The organism is Metabacillus kandeliae (genome assembly GCF_021166585.1).
GTDB classification, from domain to species: domain Bacteria; phylum Bacillota; class Bacilli; order Bacillales; family Bacillaceae; genus Metabacillus_B; species Metabacillus_B kandeliae.
This window is the reverse complement of sequence record NZ_JAJOZE010000015.1, coordinates 50,386-76,765: the sequence shown is the minus strand read 5'-3', so window position 1 is coordinate 76,765 and position 26,380 is coordinate 50,386. Positions and strand designations below refer to the sequence as shown.

Below are 26,380 nucleotides of genomic sequence, written 5' to 3'. Positions count from 1 at the left end.
GGTCGCTCAGAGGCGACTCAATTAATATATCATGTTTCCAACCTCAAAGTCAACAACTTTTTTAAAATGTTTTTGTCTCATTTTCCAAAAAGTTGTGTTCCCTGCGTCGGAATACAAATATACCATCCTATCAAAAAATCGTCAATAGAATTCGAGAAGTTTTTTTCGTAAATTGTCGGTTTGCTTGTAATCCTCGCTAATATCCCAGAAAAACGGCCGAAAAAGTCACTGCTTCCTTCTATTAATCTATCATCGAGTTAGGCTATTTTAATTTATTCTTCTATATATAGCCGCAAAAAAACCTGGCCGCTGATGGCCAGGTTTTTTTGCTTACTATTAATCAGCCTTTCCCTGCCAGAAACACAAAGTAAAGGATAAACACAACAAACAATATATACATCACTGGATGAATTTCTTTTCTTCTTCCGCTGAACAGCATTGTAATCGGATAGAAGATAAAGCCGATGGCAATGCCTGTTGCGATGCTGTAGCTGAGCGGCATGGCGATCATGGTCATGAAGGTTGGGACGGCTATTTCAAATCGGCGCCAGTCGATGTTTCCTAATGAAGAGACCATTAGAATGCCGACAATGATCAGCGCCGGTGCTGTTACAGCTGATGTGATGACGCTGAGCAGCGGCGAGAAGAACAGGGACAGCAGGAAGAATCCGGCCGTTACAATAGAAGCGAAGCCTGTTCTGGCTCCTGCTGCTACACCTGCTGTTGATTCGATATAAGCTGTAGTTGTAGATGTTCCAAGGATTGCTCCGATTGTTGTTGCACCTGCGTCTGCGAAGAGAGCTTTTCCGGCTCTTGGCAGTTTGTTGTCTTTCATGAGGCCGGCTTGATTGGAAACGGCCACAAGGGTTCCGGCAGTGTCAAAGAAATCCACAAACAAGAATGTCAGGATAACAACAAGCATTTGCACGGTAAAGATATTGTGAAAGTTCAGGAAGGCCTGGCCGAATGTCGGCGCAAGGCTCGGTACGGAACCAACGACTTGGTGCGGTACGTCAATCAGACCGAAGATCATCCCAACAACTGCTGTGATCAGCATGCCGTAGAAGATGCCCCCGCTCACCTTTCTAACCATAAAGATAATGGTAATTACGAGGCCGAAAATGGCGAGCAGTGTTTCTCCGTTATGAAGATTGCCGAGTGTCACTAGTGTGGCATCACTGTTTACAATGATTTTGGCATTTTGAAAACCTAAGAAAGTAATGAAAAGTCCGATACCGGCTCCAACAGCAAATTTCAGTTCAGCCGGAATGGCATTGATAATTTTTTCCCGCACCCCGAAAAGAGTAAGAAGAATAAAGATAATACCTGATACGAGTACGCCGGACAGCGCGGTTTGCCAAGGGATTTTGTCATTCAGCACGACTGTAAAGGCAAAGAAGGCGTTCAGCCCCATCCCCGGAGCAAGGGCAACCGGATATTTTGCCAGGAAGGCCATTATTAAAGATCCGATCGCAGCCGCAACTGCTGTTGCCGTGAATACAGCACCCTGATCCATTCTTAATGCATCCGGGAAATCTTTAATAGAAGCAAGTGACAGTGTGAGCGGATTGACAAAGAGCACATAGGCCATGGATAAGAAAGTGGTCAGGCCGCCGATAAATTCGGTTTTATAGCTGGTGCCGAGCTCTTCAAACTGGAAATATTTTTTCATCTGAAGGTTTCCTCCTGTGATCCGCCGTTTTTAGGAGTTCCAAAGAATTCAAGCCATATAAAAAGCGCCCCTCGTAAGGAGCGCTTGACTTTGCCGATAAAGGTATGGTGATTGGGTACAAATCCCCCGCTATCAAGCCATACATTTTATCGCCGTAGTCAAGCCATTTACGGTAGCTTGGTAGAAACTTTTGGGCCATATCCCCAACATTATACGACGTATGATAGATTATAGCTTGATTTTAGCAGGTAATTCGTCACGTTTCAACATAAAATACGAATATTTTTATATTTTTTCACTAAATTGTTCGTGTAATTATTCCCATTCGATCGTTGCAGGCGGCTTGCTTGTGATGTCGTACACGATTCTGTTGACATGGCTGACTTCGTTCACAATCCTAGTGGATATTTTTTCAAGGACGTCCCAAGGGATCCTTGCCCAGTCTGATGTCATGCCGTCAATAGATGTCACAGCTCTGATGCCGACTGTATGGTCATAGGTTCTGGCGTCGCCCATAACCCCCACGCTCCGGATATCAGGAAGAACGGTGAAATACTGCCAGATTTCTCTTTCCAAGCCTGCTTTTGCCACTTCCTCGCGCAAAATGGCATCTGATTCGCGGACAATTTCCAGCTTCTCATCTGTAATTTCTCCGAGAACACGTATGCCGAGACCAGGTCCTGGGAAAGGCTGTCTCCAGACAATTTCATCAGGAATGCCCATTTCTGAGCCGAGCGCGCGGACTTCATCTTTGAAAAGAGTGTTAAGCGGCTCGATCAATTGAAATTGCATATCTTCCGGAAGGCCGCCGACATTGTGATGCGATTTGATTGTCTGCGCTGTTGCTGTTCCGCTCTCGATAATATCGGTGTAAAGAGTGCCTTGAGCCAAATAATCGATGCCGGAAAGCTTGTGAGCTTCATCGTCAAATACATAAATGAACTCGTTGCCGATGATTTTCCGCTTCTTCTCAGGGTCTGATACACCTTCAAGCTTGCTTAGGAATCGTTCTTTGGCATCGACTTTAATTACATTCATGTTAAAGCCTTCGCTGAAGGTTTTCATGACGCCATCTGCTTCTCCTTTGCGAAGGAGGCCGTGATCAACAAAGATGCACGTCAGCTGGTCGCCGATCGCTTTATGAATAAGAACGGCAACTACCGATGAGTCGACACCGCCGCTGAGGGCGCAAAGAACTTTTTTATCGCCGACTGTCTGACGGATCTTCTCCATTTCCATTTCAATAAAGTTTTCCATCGTCCAGGCATCCTTGCAGCCGCAAATATCAAAAACAAAGTTTTTCAGCAGCTCATTGCCAAACTCGGAGTGGCGCACTTCCGGATGGTATTGCACACCGTACAGTCTGCGTTCTTCGCTGCTCATCGCTGCATTCGGGCAGCTTGGACTTACGGCGTCAACATGGAAGCCCTTCGGCACTTCAACGACAAGGTCGCTGTGGCTCATCCATGCTGTCTGCTCGGAAGGAAGGCCGTTAAACAGCGCTGGTGAATCCTGAACACTGATTAACGCTTTTCCGTATTCACGGTGGCCGGCTGATTCTACTTTACCGCCCATGTAGTGCGTCATCAGCTGCATGCCGTAGCAGATGCCGAGAATAGGTATATCAAGGTCAAAAATACGTTCATCACAGCGGAAGGCATTCGGGCCGTAAACGCTGTTCGGGCCGCCAGAGAGAATAATGCCGCTCGGATTCATTTTTTTAATCGTATCTGCCGTGAGGGTATGCGGATGCAGCTCGCTGTATACCCCAAATTCACGGATTCTTCTTGTTATCAGCTGGTTGTACTGGCTTCCGAAATCTAATACTAGAATCATTTCCTGCATTGCATCCATTCTGTCACCCCATCTATTGAATTTTGCAGCAGAACGCTCCTTTATATTCCCCGAAAAAATAAAATGCCAGAATTCAGCCCAAAGAAAAGAAGGCAGAATTCTGGCATGTTACATCCGTCTCTGCCTTCATAGTCAGGTTATTTACGGCAACCCGGTAGAGACTCTCGAACCTTATCATCGAGGATATATGAAGGTAACGCTCATATGGCAAGGACTGCTCTCGCAAACAGCCTTAATTTTTACTTATTCTATCAACACCTTACCAAGCGGTCAAGACGATGTGTTTTTAATTAAATTTTCCCACAATTCAGCTGACTTGCGCCATTCTTCCCCAGCATGGTCCCTCCGGTAAAGGGCGCGTTCATAGCTTGATGTCAAATGAAGCATGTTCAGGCTGTTATGCGACCTGTCCACTTCTTTCGCAAATTCCCTCAGCGTCTGGTGGCTGTCCCTCTTGAATCCGGAAAGCGCCAGCTGCTTTAAAAGAGCACCGTATGCCTGGAAGAAAACATCGTCATCTTTTCTGCCCCTGTACTTCAAAATTAAAAAGCGGGGCATCCATTTTCTTCTCGAAAAGTAAATGACGGCAGCGGCAGCCAGAATGATACCGAGACCAGCATAGATTTCAAACCGGCCAAACGAGAATCCGCCTTTTCCTCCCGCTGCTGCTGAGGAATCTGATTGAGGCTCCTCAGGCTTTTCAGGCTTAGGGATCACCTGGGATGGAGTTTGCGCCGCGGCACCAGCTGAAACAGCGGCTTCATTTTCTTCCTCATATTGAAAGCTTGATGGATTGGAAAAGCCTTTCGTCGGTTCAAACTGTACCCACCCTGTACCGGCAAAAAACACCTCTACCCATGAATGGGCGCTGTTGTTGGTCACCGTGTATTCCATTTTCCCGGCATCATTTGTTCCTTGATAGTCCCCTTCGTTATAGCCTTTCACCCATCTTGCGGGAATGCCTGCTTCCCTCAGCAGCACAACCATGGAGGTCGAAAAGTTATCGCAGTAGCCTTGTTTTGTATCAAAAAGGAACTGATCAACGTAATCCTGATTTCTGGCAGGAATCGCCACTTCCTTTGTATTGTAGCTGAAGTCTGCAGATCCAAGGAACTGTTCAATGGCTTTTGCTTTATCGTAATCATTGTTAATTCCTTCTGTGATAGTTGCAGCAAGCTCTTTCACTCTTGCCGGCGTTGACCTCGGCAGCTGTGTATACCGGTCAACAAAGTTTTTCGGAAGCCCTTCAGCTGCTTTTCCCTTTGAAAGTTTGCTGATGTTATAGGTTGGATAGTCATATTTCAGGGTGTAGCGGCTCAGCTTGACGCTTTTCCCGCCTGCTGCCGGTGTGAGCATTTCGTTCACAGGACTGAAATCGAGCTGGTTTGCCTCATCAGTTTCAACGGAAGTGAGACCGAGCGGATAGATCAGGTGGCTGTAAGAGTAAGTTGGTGATATGACGACAGATTCTTCCGCTTCTTCTGTTTTCACGCTGTTTTCAAACCACTTTTGCTGGAAGTCTCCAATCGGCATCGTCTCTTTTGGCTGATCCTTTTTTGAAATTTCCCAGCCTTTTCCTGTATAAACATCCTTCGTTTCAACCCGCCAATAATGCCTGTTTTCCACGAAGGATTGAAAGACAGGTGTACTGTCGTTCATAAAAGGGCCGCCAAGCGATTGATCATTCGTGCCGTATCCAATTTTTTTCACAGCGGCAAGGCTGACAGAGTCATCCAGATTCGCAGCTGCTTTTAAAAACGGGATCGGGTCCGGCCACTGAGGAGGAGACTTTGGTGCAAGAAATCCTATTCCGGCGGCAATAACCGTAATGGCAATGAGCGGCAGCATCCATTTGGCGGCGGCCTTTCCTTTCACCTTTTCATTCACCTTCAGTCTCTCAAAGCTGAGCAGGCCAAGAAGCAAAAAACCTGCGGTCAAGACCCTGACGATGGCCCATTTGGCATCATAGGCTGTGAAGGTGTCGACAACTGTTATATAGATAAGTGTCATGATAAAGAAGAAGGTCATTCTTTTTTGGTAGACCATCCAGTAATGGAGCAGATAGACAAGCAGCCACAGCAAAATGAAAAACAAAAAGGTCCTGAAGGAGGAGGTGATGTCCATCCATGAGGAATTTTGAATAACACCGATGTTGTAGCCGGCTTCGCCTGCCCATTGCGGCAGCCATACAAGCGGTGATAGATCCTGATAAAACAAGGTGCCGATGACAAAAAAGATATAAAGAACCTGGACAATGGCTGTGTAATACCATTTAATCCGGAAAAACGTCAGCAGGAGGCTAAGCGCAATAAATAGCACAAAAATGGAGATGTTTCCGGTATCCGTTATTTGCTGCAGCGGAATGAGCCACTCCCATAAAAGCATAAAGGCAAAAAGGTAATAAAAAACCGATACGGCGCTCCAGTTTGCTCTTCCCTGGAAAATCACGAGCTTCTCCCTCCTTTAAAGGCAGACTCGAAATTGCCTTCAAAAACAGCTGACGCTGAAATGCCTCTTTTATTCAGCCTTTCAAGCAGCACCTTTTCTTCGTTCGCCAAAGCTGCGCCCTTTTCTTTTATGAGGTAAAGGCTGCTGGTCAGCGGGCTTTCCTTCTGTTCAAGCTTCCGCACGAGTTCAAGAGACACTTCGCCTGTGATCAGCATTCGGAGCGCTTTCTTTCCTTCATGCTCTTCTATGCCCCGTTCAATCACTTCTGAAAAAGGAGTATCACTGTCACAGTCAGCACGAGCCAGGTGGCTGCTGATCTGCAAAAGCTGATTGTTTCCTGCCTGAAGCGGGAAAAACGCGATCTCTTTCCCAAAAGAAACAAGGCCGGCATGAGCTCCGCTCTTCAGCACGGCATTGGCTGCTGATGCGGTAAAAACAACAATCTGTTCAAAAACATGGGAATTCGTCCGGTCCATAAACAAATAAACATCATGGCTCCTTGTTTGTTCAAATTCCTTTGTCATCATCGTATTTCGCCTTGCGGTGGATTTCCAGTCAATCCACGAAACCCTGTCACCCGGCTGGTATTCCCTGATCCCGGCAGCCATCGTTGTATCTTTGATCAGACGCTGGCTGGAGTGGGTATTTCCCTGCTCATAGCGGCGAACAGGGCTTTTGTACAGAATCTGGATGATGGACGGATAGACAAGAAAGTCCTTACTCTGGCTGAATGTAACTTCTTTTTCAAACAAGCCGAAGAAGTCGCCTGTTTTTATCCTGATGCGGTCAAATTGATGCTCACCGCGCGGAATCGATGGAATAGCATAGGTAAAGGTCATAGAGCGTTTAAACCAGGGAAACAGCAATTTTTTCGCCGTACCGGGCGGATTCTTTTTCCGAATCCCCTCAGGCAGGCAGTCTTCAGCAATCAGATAAATAAGAGGAAAAGGAACTCTTCTTTTAATCGTTATTTCCCCGTGAAGGGCTTGTCCTGCTGTAAACTGTTCCTGGCTGATGGAACGGGAAACATGAAAAGTACTGATTGGATAAAGCGCGAGCAGCAGGGTATAGCCCGCAAACGGCAAAAACGCATAAAACAGGAACCAGCTGACAAAACCGCCCTGAAACATGGCGTAAACAAAAACAGCTGCAGTGAGAAGCAGGAGGGAAACCAGCTTCCACGCGTAATTTATGCGTCCAAGGATTTTTCTCAAGGCGTCATTGACCTCTGGACAGGCACAGGCGTCCGTTTCAAAATGTCCTGCACCAGGTCCTCTGAAGTTCTCCCCTCAAATCTCGCCTCAGATTTAAGGATCATCCGGTGAGGAAGGGCATATGGCGATAGAAATTGAATATCATCCGGGATCACGTAGTCCCTGCCGCTGATAAAGGCAAATGCCTGCGCAGCCTTCATGAGCGCGATTGATCCCCTCGGGCTTGCACCTAAATAGACTGACGGGTGCTTTCTTGTTTTGGAAACAATTTCTACAATGTAGCGCTTGATCGTTTCATCCACAAAAACCCCTTTAATGCTGTCCTGCATTCTGACCAGCTCTTCCCTGTCCATGACAGGATGTATGTCATAAATCGGCCGGTTTTTCTCAGCCATAGAAAGTACTTTCATTTCATCTGATGGAGAAGGATATCCCATTTTCAGCTTGAATAAGAAACGGTCGAGCTGCGCTTCGGGAAGCGGGTACGTTCCTTCATACTCGATTGGATTCTGAGTGGCCATGACCATAAATGGCCGCTCAAGCATTTTTGTCACACCATCAACAGTGACGCTCCCTTCCTCCATTCCCTCCAGAAGAGCAGCCTGTGTTTTCGGCGAAGTCCTGTTGATTTCATCTGCCAAAATGATGTTGCCCATTATCGGACCCGGGCGGTATTCAAACTCAAGCGCCTGAGGATTGAAGATGGAAACGCCTGTTACATCTGATGGCAGAAGATCCGGAGTAAACTGGATGCGTTTAAAAGAAACGCCAAGTGACTTGGCGAGGGAGCGGACCATCATCGTTTTCCCTACTCCGGGAACATCCTCGAGAAGCACATGCCCTTCTGCAAGCAGAGCTGTAAGGCAAAGCACGGCCGCCTCTCTTTTGCCAACCATCACCTTTTCCATATTATTTATAACCTGTTCAAGATCAGGGTGCATATTATCGATGTAGTCCATTCTGTTCCTCCTAAACGAGAGTGTTCGTACTAGTCTTAATTATATAATTCTAAATTCATAGATAAAAGCCTTTTTACTTGAGGGAAATTTCGGAAAAGCAGGAATTTCAGATTGTTTTGTCTGAAGAAGGAAAGAGGCAAAATAGCAGCACAAAAAGTCCCGAGTCTATGAGACTATTAAATTTACAATTAATTAACATATTTACAATAAAATAACGTTTATTAACAATACTTGTCGTTCAATGTTACTATCCGCTACTGTATACTTTTCAGTAGAGTAAGGAAGGTGACTGGCTGTGTTTGCCAACAGGCTGATTTTTCTCAGAAAACAAAAGAATGTTACACAGCAGAGGGTCGCTTCATTCCTTGGCATTACAAGACCTGCTTATACAGCCTATGAAAGAGGCTCAAGAAAGCCGGGCTATGAAACGCTGAAAAGACTGGCCGGCTTTTACGATGTTTCCATCGATTATTTGATCACAGGAAAAGAAACCGGAGCAGCCGGATCTTCCGCAAATGAGAGCGGTCTTACTCCTGAAGAACAGAGTGTGTTGAATGTCTTAAGAAGGCATCCCGCCCTGTTTCAGGCGCTTGCCTCAGAACCTGACAAGCACATCAGCCGACTTGCCGAGCTGTGGGAATTCATCAGAAAATCAAGCTGACACAAGGGTAGCAATGGAGAAATCCATTACCACATAAATTAAATTCATTTAAAGGGGAAGTAACAAATGTTCAAGAAAGTCACACTTACTGCTTTATTTCTAGCCGGAGGAGTACTGATGGCCGCCTGTGGAAACACCAACAGCGCGAGCGGCAAAGACAGCTCCGATGAAACAGAGGCACTGCCTGTTTCTGAAAATGAAAAGGCACAGGAAAAAAGCACGGTTGAAAAGACAATTGATGCCAAATCCTTTTCAGCAGATGCATTAGGCATGAAAGTATCCCTTGGAAATATTGCAGTCAGCAATAATAAGGTTACAGTTGATTTGTCGCTTGAAAATACAACGTCCAGCATTCTGAACTTTTACCCTGACGGCGGACAGGTTGAAATAAACGATATTACTCTATCAGCAGGCATGTCAGAAACTTCAGGGACGATTGGCGGCGAAACAAAAGGCGGCACAAAGCAGTCCGGCAAGCTTGAATTCATGGCTCCCGAAGATGCGAAGCTCGACGCCAAAACCATTAAGAACATCAAGCTTGATTTTGGCGATGTCTCCTCAGAAGATTATTTAAAAACGAAAAACGTCACGTTTAATGTGCCGGTAAAATAATGAAAAGGCTGCCCCGCAAAATTGCGATGGCAGCCTTTTTTCTATGTCTTTCGAGTGACTTACGCTTTTTTTCCGGCAGCTGCAAAAGTCTTCTTCGGCACAAGATGAATGGCCTTTCCAGCGAGTGCTTCCACCGCTTCCAGAAGCCCTTCGTTTATGCTTGGATGCGGATAAAACGGGAATGTTAGATCCTCTTCTCTCGCTGCCATTTCAAGGGCGGTGATGCCTGTGCTGATCAGTTCAAGCGCCCCGTCTCCAATAATGTGAATGCCAAGGAGAATCTCCGTTTCTTCATCCGAAATTACTTTGATCAGTCCATCTTTTTCGTTTTTAACAGAGGCATAGCCGTTACCTGTGAGGCTGAATTGCCCCGTTTTTACGGAGTATCCGGATGCTGCCGCTTCTTCTTCCGTCATCCCGGCTGCCGCAATCGGCGGCTGGCTGTGAATTACAGTTGGAAGCAGTGTTCCATCGTATTCCGCTGCCAGACCCGCTATGCTTTCTGCTGCTGTTTTGCCCTGGCGGATCGCTTTTACGGCAAGCATCGGACCTGATGCAATGTCCCCCGCCGCCCAAATACCAGAAATTGACGTTTTGCAGGAAGAGTCGGTTTTTATTTTTCCGGCCTCGTCCAATTCAAGACCGAGCCGGTCCGCACCAAGCTCTTTCAGATCTGGAACTGCTTCACTCTGTATGTAGATGCAGGTCCCATGAAGCGAGACAGGCTCGCCAGCCTCGTTCCTGAAAAAGGCTTGTACCCTTCCATCCTCTTCTGCTGTATCTTCAAGCCGCCACTGCTTTTTAACCTGTATTTTGGCTTTTTTCATCTGGCGCAGCAGCTCTTTTTCTACCGCCGCATCAAGCCAGGAGAAGCCTTTTTCTGTAATGACCGTCACTTTTGACCCCATGTTTTGAAAACTGAAGGCTGCCTCGATCGCGATGTAATCATCTCCGTAAACGAGGAGCTCTTCAGGGAGCTCTGTTATCTCATATAAATTTCTCGCATTCAGAATGCGCCCGCTTTTTTTCATAGCCGGCTTTAAGATGCCCCCTGCAGCAATAAGCGCGGACTGATAGCGGTATATATCAAACGCATCCCCGTTTTCTACTCCAATTTTTCCAGCTGCCAAAAAAGAAGCCGTCCCTTTAAGAACTTCAATTTTGTTTTCTCTGCAAAGGGCCTCTACCCCTTTTCGCAGGTTCAGCACGGTTTTTTTGCGGTATTCCTGTGTATCCGGAAAGTGAAGAGCAGGCTCACCGGCAGTAATGCCGAAGGAGCTGAGTTTTTTGACTTCGGAAAATTTAGCTGACACACGGGAAAAGACCTTTGACGGGATGCAGCCTTTGTTCAGGCAAATGCCGCCAAGATCCTCTTTTTCTATTAGCGTTACTTCCCTGCCAAGCTGTGCCGCCCTGATTGCTGCCGTGTAGCCTGCAGGGCCTCCGCCGATGATAATGACATCCCTTTCCTGCGCAAGCTCTCCTACTACCATTACACCAGCTCCAGTATCAGCAGTTTTGGATTTTCAATCAATTCCTTGAAGCGGTTTGTAAAAGCTACCGCATGTGCCCCGTCCGCCACCCTGTGATCAAAAGACATGGAAACATTCATCACCCAGCCGATAACAATCTCCCCGTTTTTCACAACAGGCTTTTCCTTTGTGGCATGAAAGGCCATCAAGCCTGTTTCAGGGTGGTTAATTACAGGTGTGGCGCCGATGCTTCCGAGTGGTCCGACATTGCTGATGGTGAAGGTGCCTCCGGTCAATTCGCTTGAAGAAAGCTTGTTTTCCTGCGCTTTTTTCGTAAGCTCCTTCATTTCAGAGTGAATTTGCTTAATCGTTTTCGTTTCTGCTCTATGAATGACCGGGACAATTAAGCCGTCCTCTGAATCTGCCGCAAGTCCGATATTCTTCTCCTGCTCAAGCAGGATCACTTCGTTTTCTTCATCAAGCTTTGCATTGAAAACAGGGAAATCCTGAAGCGCAATGGCCGCTGCCTTGATGAAAAATGCGGCGGCTGACACATTCTGTCCCAGTGCTTTCAGCTCTTTTCTGAACTGCAGAAGCTCTGTCATATCAATTTCTTCAAAATGCGTAACATGAGGAATGGTTTTTAAAGAATGCACCATCTTTTTTGCAATCTGCTTTCTTCTGCCTTTAAACGGAATGGACACTCTTTCAGCAGGAGGCAGCTTTGCTTTCATTACAGGAATTTCCGGTTCTTCTTTTTTAAGCTGTGCCGGTTCACAGCTTGCATAGCGGAGCACATCCTCTTCTGTAATGCGTCCGCCAGGCCCTGTGCCGATCAGCTGCTCAATATCAACGCCGTTTTCTCTGGCGATTTTCCTCGTATAGGGTACCGCAAGGATTCTTCCGCCCTTTGGAGGGGTCAGAACGAGCTGCTTTTGCATGCCGATTTCTTCTCCGCGCAGAGGCACAGGTTTTTTAACAGGAAGGGCTGCCATTGCCTCGCTTTCAATCACTAAAAGTGTTGTGCCGACTTTGACTGTTGTTCCCGGCGCAACAAGAATTTCTTTTACAACGCCTGCGGCAGGTGACGGAAGCTCTGCCGTGACCTTGTCTGTCTGTACCTCAATCAGCGGCTGGTCCCTGTTCACTTTGTCTCCGGGCTTAACAAAATAATGCAGAATTTCGCCCTCTGTCATCCCTTCTCCGATATCATGCAGCTTGACTTCCAACATAAAGGCATCCGCTCCTTTTAAAAGTGAACCGTTTTTTCGATAGATTTGATGATGCGATCAGCTGCAGGCAGGTAATGCTCCTCAAGCGCAAACATCGGAACAGGCACGTCAAACCCGGTCACCCTTGCCATTGGGGCTTTTAGATATAAAAAGGATGTGTCATTGATGACAGCCATCACATCATTGGCGACGCCGCCGGTCATGTGGGCTTCCTGAACGATTACCGCTCTTCCTGTTTTTTGGACGGATTCTGCGATCGCTTCCCGGTCAAGCGGGTAGAGGGTTCTGAGATCAAGTACCTCAGCAGAAATCCCCTTTTCCTCGAGCATTTCTGCTGCCTTCACAGATTCAGGGACCATCGCTCCCCATGCAATAACTGTGACATCTTTTCCTTCTTTTGCTGTTCTTGCTTTTCCGATTTCAACTGTGTATTTTCCTTCCGGCACATCTTCCCTGCTTGCCCTGTACAGCTTCAGCGGCTCCATAACGAGCACTGGATCAGGATCTTCAATGCTTGCAATTAATAGCCCTTTTGCATCAGCAGGCGTAGAAGGAACGACGACTTTGATTCCCGGCATGTGCGTAAATAGCGCCTCAACACTGTCCGAGTGAATTTCTGGCGCGCGGATGCCTGCCCCGTAAGGCGCTCTGATCACAAGCGGAACAGAATATTTGCCCATGGTTCTCATCCGGATCCTTGTCGCGTGCGTCATAATCTGCTCATAGGCTGGATAAATAAAGCCGAGAAACTGAATTTCCGCAACTGGCAAAATGCCGTTCACCGCCATGCCGATCGAAGTGCCGATAATGCCCGACTCGCTAAGCGGCGTGTCCATGATGCGCTCTTCCCCGAATTCGTCCAGGAGCGACTCTGTTGCCCGGAATACGCCGCCGTTTTTCCCGATATCTTCCCCGAGCAAAAGCATATTGTCCTTTTCCCGCAGCATGATTCTTAAGGCATCAGTTACGGCCTGCACCATTGTCAGCTTTGAAGTTCCCACTCTGATATCCGTTGTCATCTCGCTTCACCTCTTAAGCGCTGCATATATTCCTCTTTTTGATCCTCAATCGTCCATGTTGGCGCCGCGAACACAAAGTCAAAAAGATCATCCGCATTCGGCTCCGGAAAAGCTTCCATCTCAGCGACAGCCGCTTCAATGATTTCAGCAGCATCCTCCTGAATTTTCTCCGCTTTTTCATCATCCCAAAGCCCGCTGTTTTTCATATAGCGCTCAAGGCGCAGAATCGGATCGGTTTTCGCTTTGCGCAGCGTGCTTTCTTCCTGGTCGCGGTATTTTTTCGGATCATCTGCCGTCGTATGGGCGCCGTATCTCCAGGTCACAGCTTCAAGCAATGTCGGCCCTTCCTGCTTCCTCGCTCTGTTAAGCGCTCTCATTGTATAAAAGTAAACAGCGAAAATATCATTGCCATCAATCCTGTAGCCGGGAATGCCATAGGCAACAGATTTCTGAGCGATCGTCTTGCTGTTCATCTGCTTATGCATCGGAACAGAAATCGCAAAGTGATTGTTCTGGTTGAAAAACACAACAGGTGCTTTAAAAACACTCGCAAAGTTCAGCCCTTCATGAAAATCTCCTTCAGAGGTTGCACCGTCCCCAAAATAAACAATCGCAGCATGATCAGTGCCTTTTTTCTTTTCAGCTAGAGCGGCGCCTGTAGCATGCGGCAGCTGTGTGGCGATCGGGACAGCCGGCGGGAAAATGTGCTTCCCTTCAGGTGCGACACAGCCTTCCACACGCCCGTTCCAATAAAGAAAAACCCTTGGAATGGAATGGCCGAACGTAATGGATGCCGCATGGTCGCGGTATGTCGGAAACAGCCAGTCTCCTTCCTTCAAAGCTGCTGCGCTTCCAACCTGTGCCGCCTCCTGCCCTTCAAAGGGAGCATAAGTGCCGAGCCTTCCCTGGCGCTGCAAACTGATCGCCTTGCGGTCAAAGGTCCTGACCAGAATCAGCTTTTCATACAGTGACTGAACAAAGGATGGCGTTAAATGCTCTTTAAACTCATCACTTACCAGATTTCCGTTCTCATCCATCACCTGGATTACAGGAAATTGCTCTTCCATCGTCTCACTCCCCTAGGATTCTATTAAACTCTGACTTCCCATTTCGGCTGTTTGCCATGCGTAAAAAAGCTGCTGCGGTTTCGCTGTGCTTCTATTCTTTTTTCGCAGAACAAATCGGCAGCCTTGGCCGTGCAGATATTTAAGCTTTCAGATTGGGTGAAAATTTCAAGAAGCGACGCATAGATGGCTTTCGTTTTCGTCAGCACGCGCTGCTTGTTGTGCCCGTACAGTTCATCTGCCACCTGGATCAGACCGCCGGCATTCACAATGTAATCCGGTGCATAAAGAATGCCTTTGTTCTTTAATACATCTCCATGCCGTTCTTCAAAAAGCTGATTGTTTGCTGAGCCTGCAACAGCTTTGACCTGCAGCAGATCGATAGTACTGTCATTCAGGACGCCGCCGAGGGCGCACGGAACAAAAACGTCAGCCGGCACAGCGTAAATGTCATCAAGCGCAACAGGCTTGATGGAACCTTTTGAACCCCTCGCTTTTTCCAAAAGAGTGAAAACAGCTCTTTCATCAATGTCTGTGACAAACAAGTCAGCCCCTGCCTCCAGCAGCATTTCCGCCACCTTAAAGCCGACTTTGCCGAGCCCCTGAATACCATAGGAATGCCCTGATAAAGAATCGGAGCCAAAAACTGCTTTGTTAACTGCCATAATGCCGTAAATAACGCCCAATGCAGTCGGTACAGAAGAATCTCCGCTGCCGCCGTACTCCTCCGGAACCCCGACGATGCAGCGCGTTTCCTTCATCGCATGGACGAAATCCTCCGGAGTCGTGCCCATATCAGTTCCTGTATAAAACCTGCCTCTCAGCGAATCAACGAACTGTCCGAACGCCCGGAATAAATCAGGTGATTTATCTGACAGCGGATCACCGATAATGACGGATTTTCCGCCTCCGAAATCCACATCTGCTGCGGCACACTTATACGTCATGCCTTTTGAAAGCCTGAGAACATCCTCGAGTGCGGCATCCATTGTCGGGTAGGGGCGCATTCGGCAGCCTCCAAGCGCCGGCCCGAGTGCTGTATTATGTATGGCGATAATGGCTTTTAAGCCCGTATTTGGATCATTGCAGAATACAACCTGTTCATGCCCCTGTATTTTAGTGAATAAATCCATCGTAAGATCCCCTTCCAGAGGAAAAGTAACCGCTTTCAAAATATCACACCCCAGACTTTAAGATTTTCTCCTCAATAGCAACCTTCGGCAAAACGGCCTGAACCACTTCCCCTTTTCCGATCAATCCTTTTTCATTGTGCGCTTCCACTTCTGTTGTCACAAGATGCCCTTCAAGCTTTGTAAGAACGGCTGTCACCTTCACCTTTGTTCCTGCTCCGGTCGGTGCAATATGCTTCACTTTTACAGCGCCGCCAATCCCTTCTTCATGCTCCTCCAAATAAGGAAGGATGATTTTCCGGGAAGCCCACTCCATGTGGTACACCATGGAAACAGTGGAATAGGCAGGATGCACAACCTGCCCTTCAAAGCTTGCGAACATATCAGGCGTTACAGTAAATTCGTGGATAGCCTGCTGGCCTGGCACCATCCCTTTTTTCATCCTGCATCCCCCAAAATCTGTTCTTTATTTAACTGATTTTTAATGACGTATCTATAACGTTATCTTAACATCACGTTATATAACGGTCAATCCAAGTTGAAAAAAAAGAGCGGATTTCCGCTCCATTTATGTACCTCTTATTATTTTATACAGTTTAGCTGAGGACTCCTTTGAAAGCTTCGCATAGTTTGCATACCCTTTGATTATCTCCAGCTGATCCTTCTTCCCGCTGATCCAGATCTTGTACTGAACCGCTTTTTCATCTGCATTGCCGCCATCCTTGAATGCAGCTGTGCAATCCGGCTGGCGGGACATATCCGCCTTTGACTGTTGCCAATTTACTTTACCGAGAATCTCATTTATTTTTGTCACTTTCTCTTGATCTTGTATATTTACTTTGAAGCCTGAGCATGACACCTCAATCCGCTGGCCGCTGTTGGAGCAACCTGCTGAAAAGAGGGTAAGAAAGGTGAAGATGAGTAAGAGTTTTTTCATACTATTTGTCCTTTCAGCGTGACGTGATCGATCTGAATTTACCATATAACATCGTTTGGGAGATAGCAAGTGAGGTAAAAAGTGAATGGTTTAAGTGGATTTTCGTTCATTTTCAGCTCGTTTTGATGGAATTGGAGGCTTGCTGCATTGGCCAGAGCTTGGCAGACGTTGTTTATGCGCGGCTTTCCACACTTATGCGCACCGCCTCCTCCCAACTAAAAAAAGAGAAAGAGCCTCCGCTCCTCCTCCATCAAGCATTCAGCAAAGCTCTGTCATTCGCCATCTGTTCCCCGCGGATGCGCTGGAATTCCTGCATGAGCTTCTCAATTGTCAGTTCTTTTTTCTGTTCTTCGTCTACCTCTAGTATAATCTGTCCTTTGTCCATCATGATCAGGCGGTTCCCAAGGTCGAGCGCCTGCTGCATGTTATGGGTGACCATCATCGTTGTCAGTCCATATTTGCTGACAACTTCTTTTGTGAGCCCTGTAATCAGCTCCGCCCTCGATGGATCAAGAGCTGCTGTGTGCTCATCAAGCAGCAGAATGGCAGGCTCGGTAAAGGTTGCCATTAAAAGCGACAGCGCCTGGCGCTCCCCGCCAGACAGCAATCCGACTTTGGCATTGAGTCTGCCTTCGAGCCCAAGGTGCAGGGTTCCGAGCACTTCTTTGAAAAGCTCTTTCCGCTGCTTTGTGACACCGCTGTTCAGCGCTCTTTTTTTATTCCTTGCATAGGCCATGGCGAGGTTTTCTTCAATTGTCATGGAAGGAGCGGTGCCTGCCATCGGATCCTGAAAGACCCGTCCGATCAGTTTTGAACGCTTGTATTCCGGCATAAAGGTTACATCTTTGCCGGCAATTTCCACCTTTCCGGCATCTGGCGCCATCACCCCTGAAATCACGTTCATGAGCGTTGATTTGCCTGCGCCGTTGCTTCCGATAATGGTGACAAAATCGCCTTTATTAAGCGAAAGCTGAATAGAATCAAGAGCGATTTTTTCATCAGGCGTTCCCTCGTTAAAAATTTTGTTAATCTGCTTTAGATGCAGCAACAGCCTCACCCCTTCCATTCGTCAGCTCCGCGTAGCGCCTTGCTTTCCGTTTTTTCATCCGCTGCCGCTCAACGACTTTCGGTGTGATGAGGGCAAATATCACGATAACGGCTGTAATCAGCTTCAGGTCACCGGTATCAAGCCCTTTTACCTGCAGGGACAAACTGATCACAATCCGGTAAATAACGGCACCGCCGATCACAGCAAGCGTTGTTCTTCCAATGCTTTTTGTTCCAAAAATGGCTTCCCCGATAATGACAGAGGCGAGGCCGATAATGATCATGCCGATTCCCATTCCGACATCTGAAAACTTTACATACTGGGCGATAAGAGCGCCGGCAAAGGCAACCATGGCATTGGACAGGCCAAGCCCGAGCACGATCAGAGAATCAGTGTTCGCGGACAGGCTGCGGATCATCCGCTGATTGTCGCCTGTTGCTCTTAGGGCAAGCCCGATATCTGTTTTTAAAAATGAATCCGCGAGCCATTTGATAAAAAAGGTTAATAGGATCATAAATACAAGAATGCCCCATGTTTCAGGGAGATCGCCGCCGAGCCCGATGGCACTGAAAAGGCCGTTCAGCATGCCGTCCAGCCCCATTGAAGCAGATAGTCCCTTTACTTCAGTAAAAATGGTATCCGCATTCAGAAGCGGAATATTCGGTACGCCGATAGAAGTGGCAGATGTAGTGCCCATAATCCTCAGGTTGATGGAATAAAGGGCAATCATCATCAAAATTCCGGAAAGGAGCGGGTTAATTTTTCCCTTCGTGTGAAGAATGCCGGTAATGCAGCCGGCAAGAAAGCCGGCCGCAAGAGCGGCAAGCGTTGCCACAATCGGGTGAATCCCAAGGACGATCAGGGATGCCGAAACCGCTGCACCTGTTACAAAGCTCCCGTCAACCGTTAAATCTGGAAAATCCAGTATGCGGAACGAAAGATAAACACCGAGAGCCATAATCGCATAGATGACTCCCATCTCAACCGAGCCGAAGATCGCAGTAAACATGTCAGCTAACGCACCCTTTCGTTACGGCGTGATGTATTCCGCCATTTTGTCCCATTCCGGCTTGATTTTGATGCCCATCGCTTCGGCTGCTTTTTTATTGATCACAAGCTTCAGTTTGTCCGGATGCTGAACAGGCAGGTCGCTGATTTTCTTTTTGCCTGTCAGAATGTCAGCTGCCATATCGCCTGCCTGGTGGCCGATGTCAAAATAGCTGAACCCATAGGCTGCAAAGGCGCCGCGTTTGACAGAGTCAAGCTCTGCTGCAAGCAGCGGGATTTTTTTGGACTGGGCGACAGAGATAACGGATTCCAGGGCGGAAACAACGGTATTATCTGTAATGATATAAAAGGCGTCAATTTTTCCGGCAAGGGATTCTGCTGCCTGCTTCACATCTGCTGATGTGGCCACAGAGGCTGTAACAGCGTTAAGACCCAGGGAGCTCATTTCCTTTTTGACCGCTTCCACCTGGGCAACGGAGTTTTGCTCGCCTGAATTGTACAGCAGGCCGACATTTTTGCCGCCGAGTTCGTTTTTAATCAGTTTTAGTGTGTTTGGAATGGCTTCTGGGTGAAAGTCAACCGTGCCTGTCACGTTGCCGTCAGGCTTGTCCATGTCTTTTACAAGCTTGGCGCCGACAGGATCAGTGACGGAAGAGAAGACGATAGGCAGTTTAGTTGTTGCTGCAAGGGCAGCCTGGGAGCTTGGAGTGGAGTTGGCAAAGATGAGATCAACCTTATCGTTGACAAGCGTTGTGCCGATGGTGGTGTTCGTGCTGGAGTCTCCTTGGGCATTTTTAATTTCATAATCTGTTTTGATTCCTTTTTCCTCAAGTGCCTTCTGGAAGCCTTTCAGTGCTTCGTCGAGCGATGGGTGTTCGACAATTTGAGTCACGCCTATTTTATAGGTTTTGTCTTTATCGGGTGCAGCGCTTCCCCCAGAAGTCTGTGAACTGCCGCACGCTGATAAGGCAAGACTCGCCATCAGAACGATTCCGATTATTGAAGCCTTCTTTTTTAACATCTTACTCCCCCTTAATTTGTTATCGCTTAAAAAAGGCTCTGTTAAATTTGGCAGTTGATTTCCGCTGCAGGCGTCCGCTTTCCGCGGGCAGTGCGGGTGCCTCCTCGTCGTTTCACTCCTGCGGGGTCTCCCGTCACTTGCACTCCCGCAGGAGTCTCCCGCCTGCCACTCCAATCAACAGGTGCTTTAAAAATTAACATAGCCAAAAAACAAATACCCTGCGAATTCTGTATGTCGTTTTTTCGCAGGGCGTGATTTCACCGTAATAGTACCATTTTCAGGAAGGCTCGGTCAAATAATTTTTAGAAAAATCAAATAATTAAGGCTGCACTTCTTTTTTCATATAAGGCTCAAGCCTGCCGATGGTTTCGGTCATCTCCAACTTGATTGAGTGAATCAGCTCAGCCACCGTTGGGATGTGGTGAATGAGGCCTGCAATCTGCCCGCTGTTCCAGTAGCCTTCCTGTTCATTGCCTTCTACAGCCCCTAAGATATGGTGCTTTTCATCTGTTCTGTTAGTAAACTCGTCAAGACTAAGACCTGCCTTTTCCTGCTGCAGCAGCTGAGCTGTATAGGCATTATTTTTCAGCACTCTGCGGATCCTTCCGACTGAACGGCCGATCACCGCTGTACCTGTGTCATCTGATAGAAGAAGACGCTCTTTATACAGCTCTGAAAACGGCGCTTCCTTTGTCGCGATAAACCTTGTTCCCATCTGAACACCCTGTGCACCTAAAGCGAGCATTGCTGCCAGGCCTCTGCCGTCTGCTATGCCGCCTGCTGCAGCGACGGGTACATTTACGGCATCTGCAAGCTGCGGAATGAGTGCAAGTGTAGTGGTTTCAAGAGGGGAATTCAGTCCTGCCGCTTCGTATCCTTCGCCGACAATAATGTCAGAACCGCCCTCCGCAGCCTTTACCGCATGCTTAACAGCAGCTGTGACCGTAATCACCTTCACCCCGTTTTCTTTAAAATAAGGGATAAACGGGGCAGGATTTCCTGCTGACAGTGAAACAGCCTTCAGCCCGTGCTTTACGGCAAGCTGCATCAATTCTTTCGAAAAAGGAGAAACAGCCAGGGCAATATTTAAGGCAAATGGGTTCTCTGTCCGCTCTTTTGTCTCAAGAATGATCTTTTCCACTTCTTCAGGCGTCATCGTTCCGGCTCCAATAGTGCCAAGGGCGCCCTCTTCTGAAACGGCAGCCGTCAGAGCGGCATTGCTGATGTTCCCCATTCCCCCCTGCAGAATGGGCACCTGAATCCCTAAAATCCTGCACAGCTCATTCATCTGCTCACTTCCCTACTTTTCGTCAAGCAAAAGCGGATGCTGGTAAATGTCATATTCCTTGTTTTTGTTCGCCAGCTCATTGCCCTCCTGGAACACTTCCTCAAAAAAGCGGCTGGCTGGTTCCGCAAGCTCCCGGTAATAATCGCTGAAAAGCGCTGCAGCATGCTGGCCAAGCCACCTTTTCGGCAGCAGCTCCTCAGGGAGGCCGGGATCGGTAAACAGGAATTTCCGATATTCATGCACAAGCTCCGTTCTTTCAACAAAGCACTGAGCATCCGTCATTTCGCCTTTTTGAATTTTATTTTTATCGATCACATACTTCTGGCTGTAGTCTGCAATAAACTGCTCATACCGTTTGTTAATTTCCTCAAGGTCCCAGCATTCCTGCACGATGCGCTCATTTTCATGAGGGCCGTGGTATTCCGTTATGAAGTAGTGAACAAACGGAGAAATCTCATATTTATCAATCAGCGCATAAACCTCCTTCGTCAAATCATTCGGCGAGATCCAGCAGCTGTTGGAAATGGTGCCGAAGCCGCTCCATACAAGCTCTTTCCTCAGTTCATCCCTTATGCTGCGCTTTTCCTCCGGGATGGAGTAGATCAGCATTCTCCACTTGCCGTCCCATTGTTCAGGACTCAGCTTGAAAATGCGCTTTGCTGCTTCCTCCATCCGGATAATCCCGCGTTCTGTCAGGAAATAATGGCTTTTGTTTCCGATCTTAGTCGAGGTAACCCAGCCCTGCTTGTGCATGCGGGATATAGCCGCCCTGACAGACTGCTCATTGTGGCCGAATTCCTTTAAGAGCCGGATCAGGCTCCCAATCCAGATTTCATTGCCGTAGTGCCTGATGTAATCACCATAAAGGGTGAAAATCATCGACCTCGTGTTGATATTGCTGTTCATCTCATTCACATCTTTCCGCCTAAAAGTTCTGAATCATTTATCCTTTCATTTCACACCGAATGGTTTGGATCTGTCAACTTATTTTATCCTTGGCTCTGTTATATTTGGCTCTTGATTTCCGTTTCAGGCGTCCGCTTTCCGCGGGGCGGGCGCTGAGCCTCCTCAGGTTCCCATAGCGCCTCCGGGGTCTCACCTGTCCCGCTGCTCCCGCAGGAGTCTCCCGCCTGGAACGTAGATCAACAGATGCTTAAAAATCAATGTTCTCTTTTAACATAGCCTTATCCCTTTCCGGTGATCCTGATCAGATTCCTTTCAGGCTGTCATCCTCATTTTCGACGATCGCTGCGATCCCTTGGCCGACGCCGATGCACATGGCAGCGAGTCCGTATTTTACCTTTTCTCTTTTCATCTCGTGAACCAGTGTAGTGAGAATCCTTGCGCCGCTTGCGCCAAGCGGGTGGCCGAACGCAATGGCGCCGCCGTTTACGTTGACTTTTTCCGCATTCAGCCCAAGCTGCCTGATGCACTCCAGCGACTGTGAGGCAAAGGCTTCGTTCAGCTCTGTCAGCCCGATTTCTTCTATAGAAAGACCCGCTCTTTTTAACGCTTTTCTCACCGCAAAGACAGGCCCGATTCCCATGATGGATGGGTCAAGCCCTGCTGCGGCAGATACCGTGTATTTGGCAAGCGGCTTAAGGCCGAGCTCCTCCGCTTTCTCTCTGCTCATGAGTAAAAGAGCAGCTGCCCCGTCATTCACTCCTGAAGCATTGCCTGCAGTCACAGTGCCGCCTTTAAAAAGCGGCTTTAATCTGCCCAATTTTTCAAGCGTTGTATCCGAACGCGGATGTTCATCCTGATCGACTGTCACACTGTTTCCCTTCCTGTCCTGATAGATGACCGGAATCATTTCATCATGGAACTTCCCTGCTGCTATGGCCTTTGCCGCCTTCTGCTGGCTTTCAAAAGCAAACTGATCCTGCTCTTCTCTCGATACAGAAAAGCGCTCTGCCACATTCTCAGCTGTTTGCGGCATAGAGTCTGTTCCGTACATCTCTTCAAGCTTCCTGTTCACAAACCGCCAGCCGATCGTTGTATCCACCAGCTCCATGCTTCCTCTGGGATAATCAGTTTCCGGTTTTCCCATCACATACGGCGCTCTAGTCATGCTTTCTGTTCCGCCGGCGATGAAGATGTTTCCTTCACCGGCAAGAATCGCCCTTGCCGCATAATTGACGGCATCAAGCCCTGATCCGCACAGCCTGTTAATCGTTGTGCCGGCGGTTTCAACAGGAAGCCCTGCCAGCAAGCCAGCCATTCGCGCAACATTCCGGTTATCTTCTCCTGCCTGGTTGGCATTTCCGAGAACCACTTCTTCTATTTCTTCCAGCGGAAGACCAGGGTTTCTGTCCAGCAGCCCTTTTATGGCAATCGCCGCAAGGTCATCGGGCCGAATCGCCTTTAAAGCCCCTTTGTATCGTCCAATCGGCGTTCTGACGGCATCAATAATTACTGCTTCCCGCACCGCGCACCCCCCTCTCTATTTCACGGCTGTTTCTTTCTGCGTATAATCGTATACTCCCTTGCCTGTTTTCCGGCCGAGCCTTCCTGCTTTCACATATTGCACAAGCAGCGGTGCCGGACGGTATTTCTCGCCAAGGGTCTGATGAAGATAATTTAAATTGTGCAGCCGCGTATCAAGGCCGACCAGATCACCGAGCTCAAACGGACCCATCGGATAATTGAGCCCAAGGCGGATCGCTTTATCAATTTCTTCCGGTGTACCGACGCCCTCCTGCAGCATGTAAAAAGCTTCATTGCCGACAAGCGCGCTGATTCTGCTTGTGACAAAGCCCGGAAATTCATTGATCAGCACGGTTTCTTTTCTCATCTGTTTGGCGCAGGCTTCGATGTAGCCCGCTGTTTCATCACTTGTTTCAAGCCCTCTCACTATTTCAATGAGCGGCATTTTATGTACAGGATTAAAGAAATGCATCGCCATGACTTTGTCAGGCCGTTTTGTGAAAGAACCAAGCTCTGTCGGACTCATTGTGGACGTGTTGGAAGCGAAGAGGCAGTGCTCTCCTGCATGCCTGTCAAGCGTTTCGAATACCTGCTTTTTAATCGTGATGTTTTCCGGAACAGCTTCTATGACAAGATCTGCCCTCACCGCTGCTTCTTCAATGCTTGAAGAGTAAGTGAGCCTATCTTTTGCCGATTCTATTTCTTGATCTGAAAAGAGATTTCTTGCTGCAGCTTTGCTGAAAATCAGATCAATCTCTGCTTTGGCGCTGATGAGTGCTTCGTCCTTTACATCAACGAGCTGCACCGTAAATCCTCCAACTGCTGAAACATAGGCAATGCCTCTTCCCATTACACCCGAGCCGATAACGGCAATATTCTGAATCATGCTGGCCATCCTTTCCATGAAAGGAAGAGCAATTCCCCTTTCGAAGAACTGCTCTCCTTTTTTATAGATTCATTTAAATGTCAGGCTCTTTCGCCTGCCACTCCAATCAATATTAAATATTAAAGAAATTCAGCGGGCGTGTTCCGAAATAAGTCAGCACGCTTTTTGTTTCAGTGTAGAGGTCCAGCGTTTCGATGCAGAGCTCCCTTCCGAAGCCCGATTGCTTGTAGCCTCCGAATGGTGTGCCAGGGAAGGCGGACATTGGACTGTTCACCATTACAATGCCTGCGCGGATTTCATTGGCAACCCTTGTGGCTCTTGCCTGATCTGTTGTCCAGATGGCAGATCCAAGGCCGAAAATCGTATCGTTTGCGAGCTGAATCGCTTCTTTTTCATTTGAAAATTTGGAAATGACCACAACCGGTCCGAAAATCTCTTCCTGGACGACCTTCATGCTTTGGGTAACATCTGTAATAATGGTCGGCTCGTACCAGAAGCCGCCTTCATGGCCTTCAATAACAGCAGCTTTTCCTCCGAGAAGAATGGTTGCCCCTTCTTCTTTGGCAGACTGCACATAGCCGTCGATCGTTTCCAGCTGGTCGCGGCTGATCACAGCGCCAACATGGGTTTCTTCATTAAATGGATCGCCGAGCTTCAGTTTTTTCGTTTTCTCAACGAACTTTTCCAAAAACTCATCATAAATGCTTTCTTCTACATATAAACGGGAACGGGCTTCACAGGACTGGCCTGTGTTATAGAAAATGCCGTAAACAGAGCCTGCGACAGCTGCTTCCATGTTCGCGTCCGCAAAGACCACATTCGGCGATTTCCCGCCAAGCTCAAGCGTTACCCGCTTCAGTGTTTCGCTTGCTTTCGCCATAATGTCTTTTCCAATTGGTGTTGAACCGGTAAAGGCCACTTTGTCGACATGAGGGTGCTCAACAAGGTAGTTGCCGATTGTGGAGCCGGATCCAGGTACAACGTTCACCACACCTGCCGGCACGCCTGCTTCATGACAGATTTCCGTCAGCACAATCGCCGTCAGCGGTGTCAGGCTTGCTGGTTTTAAAATAACCGTGCAGCCTGCTGCAATCGCAGGAGCCACCTTCCATGCTGCCATCATGAGGGGGTAATTCCAAGGAATAATCTGGGCGCAGACACCAACAGGCTCTTTTTGCGTGTAGTTGAAAAATTGCCCAGGCACGTTGTTCACATTGCCGCGATGGCCGACAATCGCGCCGGCATAAAATTCGAAATCCTCAATCGCCTGCATAACCTGCCCCTGTGCAGCAGAGATGGATTTTCCGGAGTCGAGCACTTCAAGCTGAACAAGGTCATTGAAGCGGGAACGCATGATACTTGCGATTTTGTTCAATATTCTTGCCCGCTTGCCGACAGGCGTTTTCTTCCACTTGCCGAAGTCAAAGGCTTCGCGTGCTGCTTTTACCGCTCTGTCTGCATCTTCCATTGAAGCTTTTGCCACTTCAGCCACTGCTTTGCCGTTAGCCGGGTTGTATGTAGTAAAGGTTTCACCTGATGTGCTTTTTACCCGCTCTCCGCCAATAACTAAATCATAGCTTTCGCGAATAACCGGCAGCTGCTCAAGCTTCTGTTCTTTTACCATGCTCATGTGATCAAGCTCCTTTTTAATCAATTATTTTCCTTCAAAAACAGCTTCTCTTTTTTCCAAAAATGCTGTTACACCTTCCTGGTGGTCATGCGTCAGACCAGCAACCCGCTGGGCAAAAGCTTCCTTTTCAAGAATTTCATCAAGGGTCAGTGACATGCTTTCCCGCAGCGTGCGCTTGATGAGGCCAATCGCTTTTGTCGGCATCGCTGCCAGTCTTTCAGCAAATGCGCCTGTTTCGCTCTCCCAATCATCAAGGGCAATCACCTTTGTTACAAGGCCGAGCTTCTTCGCTTCCTGAGCTGAAATCTTCTCGCCGAGAATCGCCAGTTCCAGTGCTTTCGCCATTCCAACGATTTTCGGAAGAAAATGAAATTGCCCTGAATCCGGCACAAGGCCGACGTTAATAAAAGACTCGATAAAACTCGCTTTCTCTGAGGCAAGCCTGAAATCACAAGCGAGCGCGAGGCTCATCCCTGCTCCTGCTGCCACTCCGTTTACCGCTGCCACCACCGGCTTTTCCAGACGGGCAAGCGCCTGAATCATCGGGTTATAGCGCGTGCGGAGAATTTCGCCGTGATTGGTCACTTCGCCGATCCTGCTCAAATCCTCCCCTGAACAAAAGGCTTTTCCGGCACCTGTGATCACAAGACAGCGAATGCCTTCATCATCAGCTGTTTTCTTCAGAGCATGTGTTATTTCTTTGTTCATCTGCTCTGTAAAGGCGTTGTATTTTTCCGGCCTGTTCAAAGTCAGCCAGGCAGCGCCGTTTTTTTCTTCAAATGTGATGCTTTCGTACAT

23 protein-coding genes and 2 riboswitches are annotated in these 26,380 nt (G+C 48.0%); of the genes, 2 read left to right on the top strand and 21 right to left on the bottom strand.

Annotated elements, in window-relative coordinates; translation table 11 throughout:
- Positions 1-340: 340 nt before the first annotated feature.
- From LRR81_RS19755 to LRR81_RS19735, 5 genes are all read right to left on the bottom strand, one after another.
- Positions 341-1,672, bottom strand: coding sequence for an NCS2 family permease (locus LRR81_RS19755; protein ID WP_231791131.1), 1,332 nt, complete (start codon positions 1,670-1,672; stop codon positions 341-343).
- 135 nt (positions 1,673-1,807) lie between these two features.
- A riboswitch (purine riboswitch) is annotated at positions 1,808-1,909 on the bottom strand.
- A gap of 78 nt (positions 1,910-1,987) precedes the next feature.
- The gene (gene guaA / locus LRR81_RS19750; RefSeq protein ID WP_231791130.1) at positions 1,988-3,526 is read right to left on the bottom strand and encodes a glutamine-hydrolyzing GMP synthase; all 1,539 of its coding nucleotides are present in this window, start codon (positions 3,524-3,526) and stop codon (positions 1,988-1,990) included.
- Between the two features lie 109 nt (positions 3,527-3,635).
- Positions 3,636-3,737: riboswitch (purine riboswitch) on the bottom strand.
- A gap of 59 nt (positions 3,738-3,796) precedes the next feature.
- Positions 3,797-5,974 (bottom strand): transglutaminase TgpA family protein, encoded by a 2,178-nt coding sequence (locus LRR81_RS19745; RefSeq protein WP_231791129.1) that lies wholly within the window; start codon positions 5,972-5,974, stop codon positions 3,797-3,799.
- Entirely contained in the window at positions 5,971-7,188 is a 1,218-nt protein-coding gene (locus LRR81_RS19740; protein WP_231791128.1) for a DUF58 domain-containing protein, read from the bottom strand. Before LRR81_RS19740 ends, LRR81_RS19745 begins: the two co-directional genes overlap by 4 nt.
- Positions 7,185-8,147 carry an AAA family ATPase gene (locus LRR81_RS19735; RefSeq protein ID WP_231791127.1) on the bottom strand — a complete coding sequence of 321 codons (963 nt, stop codon included), beginning with the start codon at positions 8,145-8,147 and terminating at the stop codon, positions 7,185-7,187. The genes LRR81_RS19740 and LRR81_RS19735 overlap by 4 nt, the downstream gene beginning before the upstream one ends.
- A 295-nt stretch (positions 8,148-8,442) precedes the next feature.
- Between LRR81_RS19735 and LRR81_RS21325 the strand changes: the two genes are divergently transcribed.
- A complete protein-coding gene (locus LRR81_RS21325; protein WP_331716363.1) occupies positions 8,443-8,808 on the top strand; it encodes a helix-turn-helix domain-containing protein in 366 nt (121 codons plus the stop codon).
- Between the two features lie 66 nt (positions 8,809-8,874).
- A complete protein-coding gene (locus LRR81_RS19725) occupies positions 8,875-9,420 on the top strand; it encodes a hypothetical protein (protein ID WP_231791126.1) in 546 nt (181 codons plus the stop codon).
- Positions 9,421-9,479: 59 nt separating this feature from the next.
- Here the strand turns inward: LRR81_RS19725 and LRR81_RS19720 are convergent, their stop codons facing one another.
- From LRR81_RS19720 to LRR81_RS19645, 16 genes are all read right to left on the bottom strand, one after another.
- Positions 9,480-10,913, bottom strand: coding sequence for a dihydrolipoyl dehydrogenase family protein (locus LRR81_RS19720; RefSeq protein WP_231791125.1), 1,434 nt, complete (start codon positions 10,911-10,913; stop codon positions 9,480-9,482).
- Complete coding sequence (locus LRR81_RS19715; RefSeq protein WP_231791124.1) at positions 10,913-12,124, bottom strand: dihydrolipoamide acetyltransferase family protein; 1,212 nt, start codon at positions 12,122-12,124, stop codon at positions 10,913-10,915. Before LRR81_RS19715 ends, LRR81_RS19720 begins: the two co-directional genes overlap by 1 nt.
- A gap of 17 nt (positions 12,125-12,141) precedes the next feature.
- Positions 12,142-13,143 (bottom strand): alpha-ketoacid dehydrogenase subunit beta, encoded by a 1,002-nt coding sequence (locus LRR81_RS19710; protein WP_231791123.1) that lies wholly within the window; start codon positions 13,141-13,143, stop codon positions 12,142-12,144.
- Positions 13,140-14,210: a pyruvate dehydrogenase (acetyl-transferring) E1 component subunit alpha gene (pdhA, locus tag LRR81_RS19705; protein WP_231791122.1), complete on the bottom strand. Its 1,071-nt coding sequence runs from the start codon at positions 14,208-14,210 to the stop codon at positions 13,140-13,142. The genes LRR81_RS19710 and pdhA overlap by 4 nt, the downstream gene beginning before the upstream one ends.
- Positions 14,211-14,233: 23 nt before the next feature.
- Complete coding sequence (locus tag LRR81_RS19700; protein WP_231791121.1) at positions 14,234-15,340, bottom strand: Leu/Phe/Val dehydrogenase; 1,107 nt, start codon at positions 15,338-15,340, stop codon at positions 14,234-14,236.
- A gap of 43 nt (positions 15,341-15,383) precedes the next feature.
- The gene (locus LRR81_RS19695) at positions 15,384-15,779 is read right to left on the bottom strand and encodes a thioesterase family protein (protein ID WP_231791120.1); all 396 of its coding nucleotides are present in this window, start codon (positions 15,777-15,779) and stop codon (positions 15,384-15,386) included.
- 126 nt (positions 15,780-15,905) lie between these two features.
- Positions 15,906-16,274 carry a hypothetical protein gene (locus LRR81_RS19690; protein WP_231791119.1) on the bottom strand — a complete coding sequence of 123 codons (369 nt, stop codon included), beginning with the start codon at positions 16,272-16,274 and terminating at the stop codon, positions 15,906-15,908.
- A gap of 250 nt (positions 16,275-16,524) precedes the next feature.
- A complete protein-coding gene (locus LRR81_RS19685) occupies positions 16,525-17,322 on the bottom strand; it encodes an ABC transporter ATP-binding protein (RefSeq protein WP_231791118.1) in 798 nt (265 codons plus the stop codon).
- Positions 17,300-18,331, bottom strand: a complete 1,032-nt coding sequence (locus LRR81_RS19680; protein ID WP_231791117.1) for an ABC transporter permease — start codon at positions 18,329-18,331, stop codon at positions 17,300-17,302. The genes LRR81_RS19685 and LRR81_RS19680 overlap by 23 nt, the downstream gene beginning before the upstream one ends.
- Before the next feature lie 21 nt (positions 18,332-18,352).
- Positions 18,353-19,351, bottom strand: coding sequence for an ABC transporter substrate-binding protein (locus LRR81_RS19675; RefSeq protein WP_408631631.1), 999 nt, complete (start codon positions 19,349-19,351; stop codon positions 18,353-18,355).
- Positions 19,352-19,670: 319 nt separating this feature from the next.
- The gene (locus tag LRR81_RS19670) at positions 19,671-20,639 is read right to left on the bottom strand and encodes an NAD(P)H-dependent flavin oxidoreductase (protein WP_231791116.1); all 969 of its coding nucleotides are present in this window, start codon (positions 20,637-20,639) and stop codon (positions 19,671-19,673) included.
- 12 nt (positions 20,640-20,651) lie between these two features.
- A complete protein-coding gene (gene paaX, locus LRR81_RS19665; RefSeq protein ID WP_231791137.1) occupies positions 20,652-21,533 on the bottom strand; it encodes a phenylacetic acid degradation operon negative regulatory protein PaaX in 882 nt (293 codons plus the stop codon).
- Positions 21,534-21,846: 313 nt separating this feature from the next.
- Entirely contained in the window at positions 21,847-23,067 is a 1,221-nt protein-coding gene (locus tag LRR81_RS19660; RefSeq protein WP_231791115.1) for an acetyl-CoA C-acyltransferase, read from the bottom strand.
- A gap of 15 nt (positions 23,068-23,082) precedes the next feature.
- Positions 23,083-23,952 (bottom strand): 3-hydroxyacyl-CoA dehydrogenase, encoded by an 870-nt coding sequence (locus tag LRR81_RS19655; RefSeq protein ID WP_231791114.1) that lies wholly within the window; start codon positions 23,950-23,952, stop codon positions 23,083-23,085.
- 112 nt (positions 23,953-24,064) lie between these two features.
- Positions 24,065-25,582: an aldehyde dehydrogenase family protein gene (locus tag LRR81_RS19650; RefSeq protein ID WP_231791113.1), complete on the bottom strand. Its 1,518-nt coding sequence runs from the start codon at positions 25,580-25,582 to the stop codon at positions 24,065-24,067.
- A gap of 24 nt (positions 25,583-25,606) precedes the next feature.
- Positions 25,607-26,380, bottom strand: coding sequence for an enoyl-CoA hydratase-related protein (locus LRR81_RS19645; RefSeq protein WP_231791112.1), 774 nt, complete (start codon positions 26,378-26,380; stop codon positions 25,607-25,609).

What these genes read in the sequence shown, in the direction of transcription:
- LRR81_RS19755 (WP_231791131.1), bottom strand. Translation starts at nt 1,672, where the DNA reads ATGAAAAAATATTTCCAGTTTGAAGAGCTCGGCACCAGCTATAAAACC.
- LRR81_RS19655 (WP_231791114.1), bottom strand. Translation starts at nt 23,952, where the DNA reads ATGATTCAGAATATTGCCGTTATCGGCTCGGGTGTAATGGGAAGAGGC.
- pdhA (WP_231791122.1), bottom strand. Translation starts at nt 14,210, where the DNA reads ATGGAAGAGCAATTTCCTGTAATCCAGGTGATGGATGAGAACGGAAAT.
- LRR81_RS19680 (WP_231791117.1), bottom strand. Translation starts at nt 18,331, where the DNA reads ATGTTTACTGCGATCTTCGGCTCGGTTGAGATGGGAGTCATCTATGCG.
- guaA (WP_231791130.1), bottom strand. Translation starts at nt 3,526, where the DNA reads ATGGATGCAATGCAGGAAATGATTCTAGTATTAGATTTCGGAAGCCAG.
- LRR81_RS19710 (WP_231791123.1), bottom strand. Translation starts at nt 13,143, where the DNA reads ATGACAACGGATATCAGAGTGGGAACTTCAAAGCTGACAATGGTGCAG.
- LRR81_RS19700 (WP_231791121.1), bottom strand. Translation starts at nt 15,340, where the DNA reads ATGGATTTATTCACTAAAATACAGGGGCATGAACAGGTTGTATTCTGC.
- LRR81_RS19735 (WP_231791127.1), bottom strand. Translation starts at nt 8,147, where the DNA reads ATGGACTACATCGATAATATGCACCCTGATCTTGAACAGGTTATAAAT.
- LRR81_RS19695 (WP_231791120.1), bottom strand. Translation starts at nt 15,779, where the DNA reads ATGAAAAAAGGGATGGTGCCAGGCCAGCAGGCTATCCACGAATTTACT.
- LRR81_RS19650 (WP_231791113.1), bottom strand. Translation starts at nt 25,582, where the DNA reads ATGAGCATGGTAAAAGAACAGAAGCTTGAGCAGCTGCCGGTTATTCGC.
- LRR81_RS19725 (WP_231791126.1), top strand. Translation starts at nt 8,875, where the DNA reads ATGTTCAAGAAAGTCACACTTACTGCTTTATTTCTAGCCGGAGGAGTA.
- LRR81_RS19670 (WP_231791116.1), bottom strand. Translation starts at nt 20,639, where the DNA reads ATGAATGAGCTGTGCAGGATTTTAGGGATTCAGGTGCCCATTCTGCAG.
- LRR81_RS19675 (WP_408631631.1), bottom strand. Translation starts at nt 19,351, where the DNA reads ATGTTAAAAAAGAAGGCTTCAATAATCGGAATCGTTCTGATGGCGAGT.
- LRR81_RS19645 (WP_231791112.1), bottom strand. Translation starts at nt 26,380, where the DNA reads ATGTACGAAAGCATCACATTTGAAGAAAAAAACGGCGCTGCCTGGCTG.
- LRR81_RS19715 (WP_231791124.1), bottom strand. Translation starts at nt 12,124, where the DNA reads ATGTTGGAAGTCAAGCTGCATGATATCGGAGAAGGGATGACAGAGGGC.
- LRR81_RS19690 (WP_231791119.1), bottom strand. Translation starts at nt 16,274, where the DNA reads ATGAAAAAACTCTTACTCATCTTCACCTTTCTTACCCTCTTTTCAGCA.
- LRR81_RS19720 (WP_231791125.1), bottom strand. Translation starts at nt 10,913, where the DNA reads ATGGTAGTAGGAGAGCTTGCGCAGGAAAGGGATGTCATTATCATCGGC.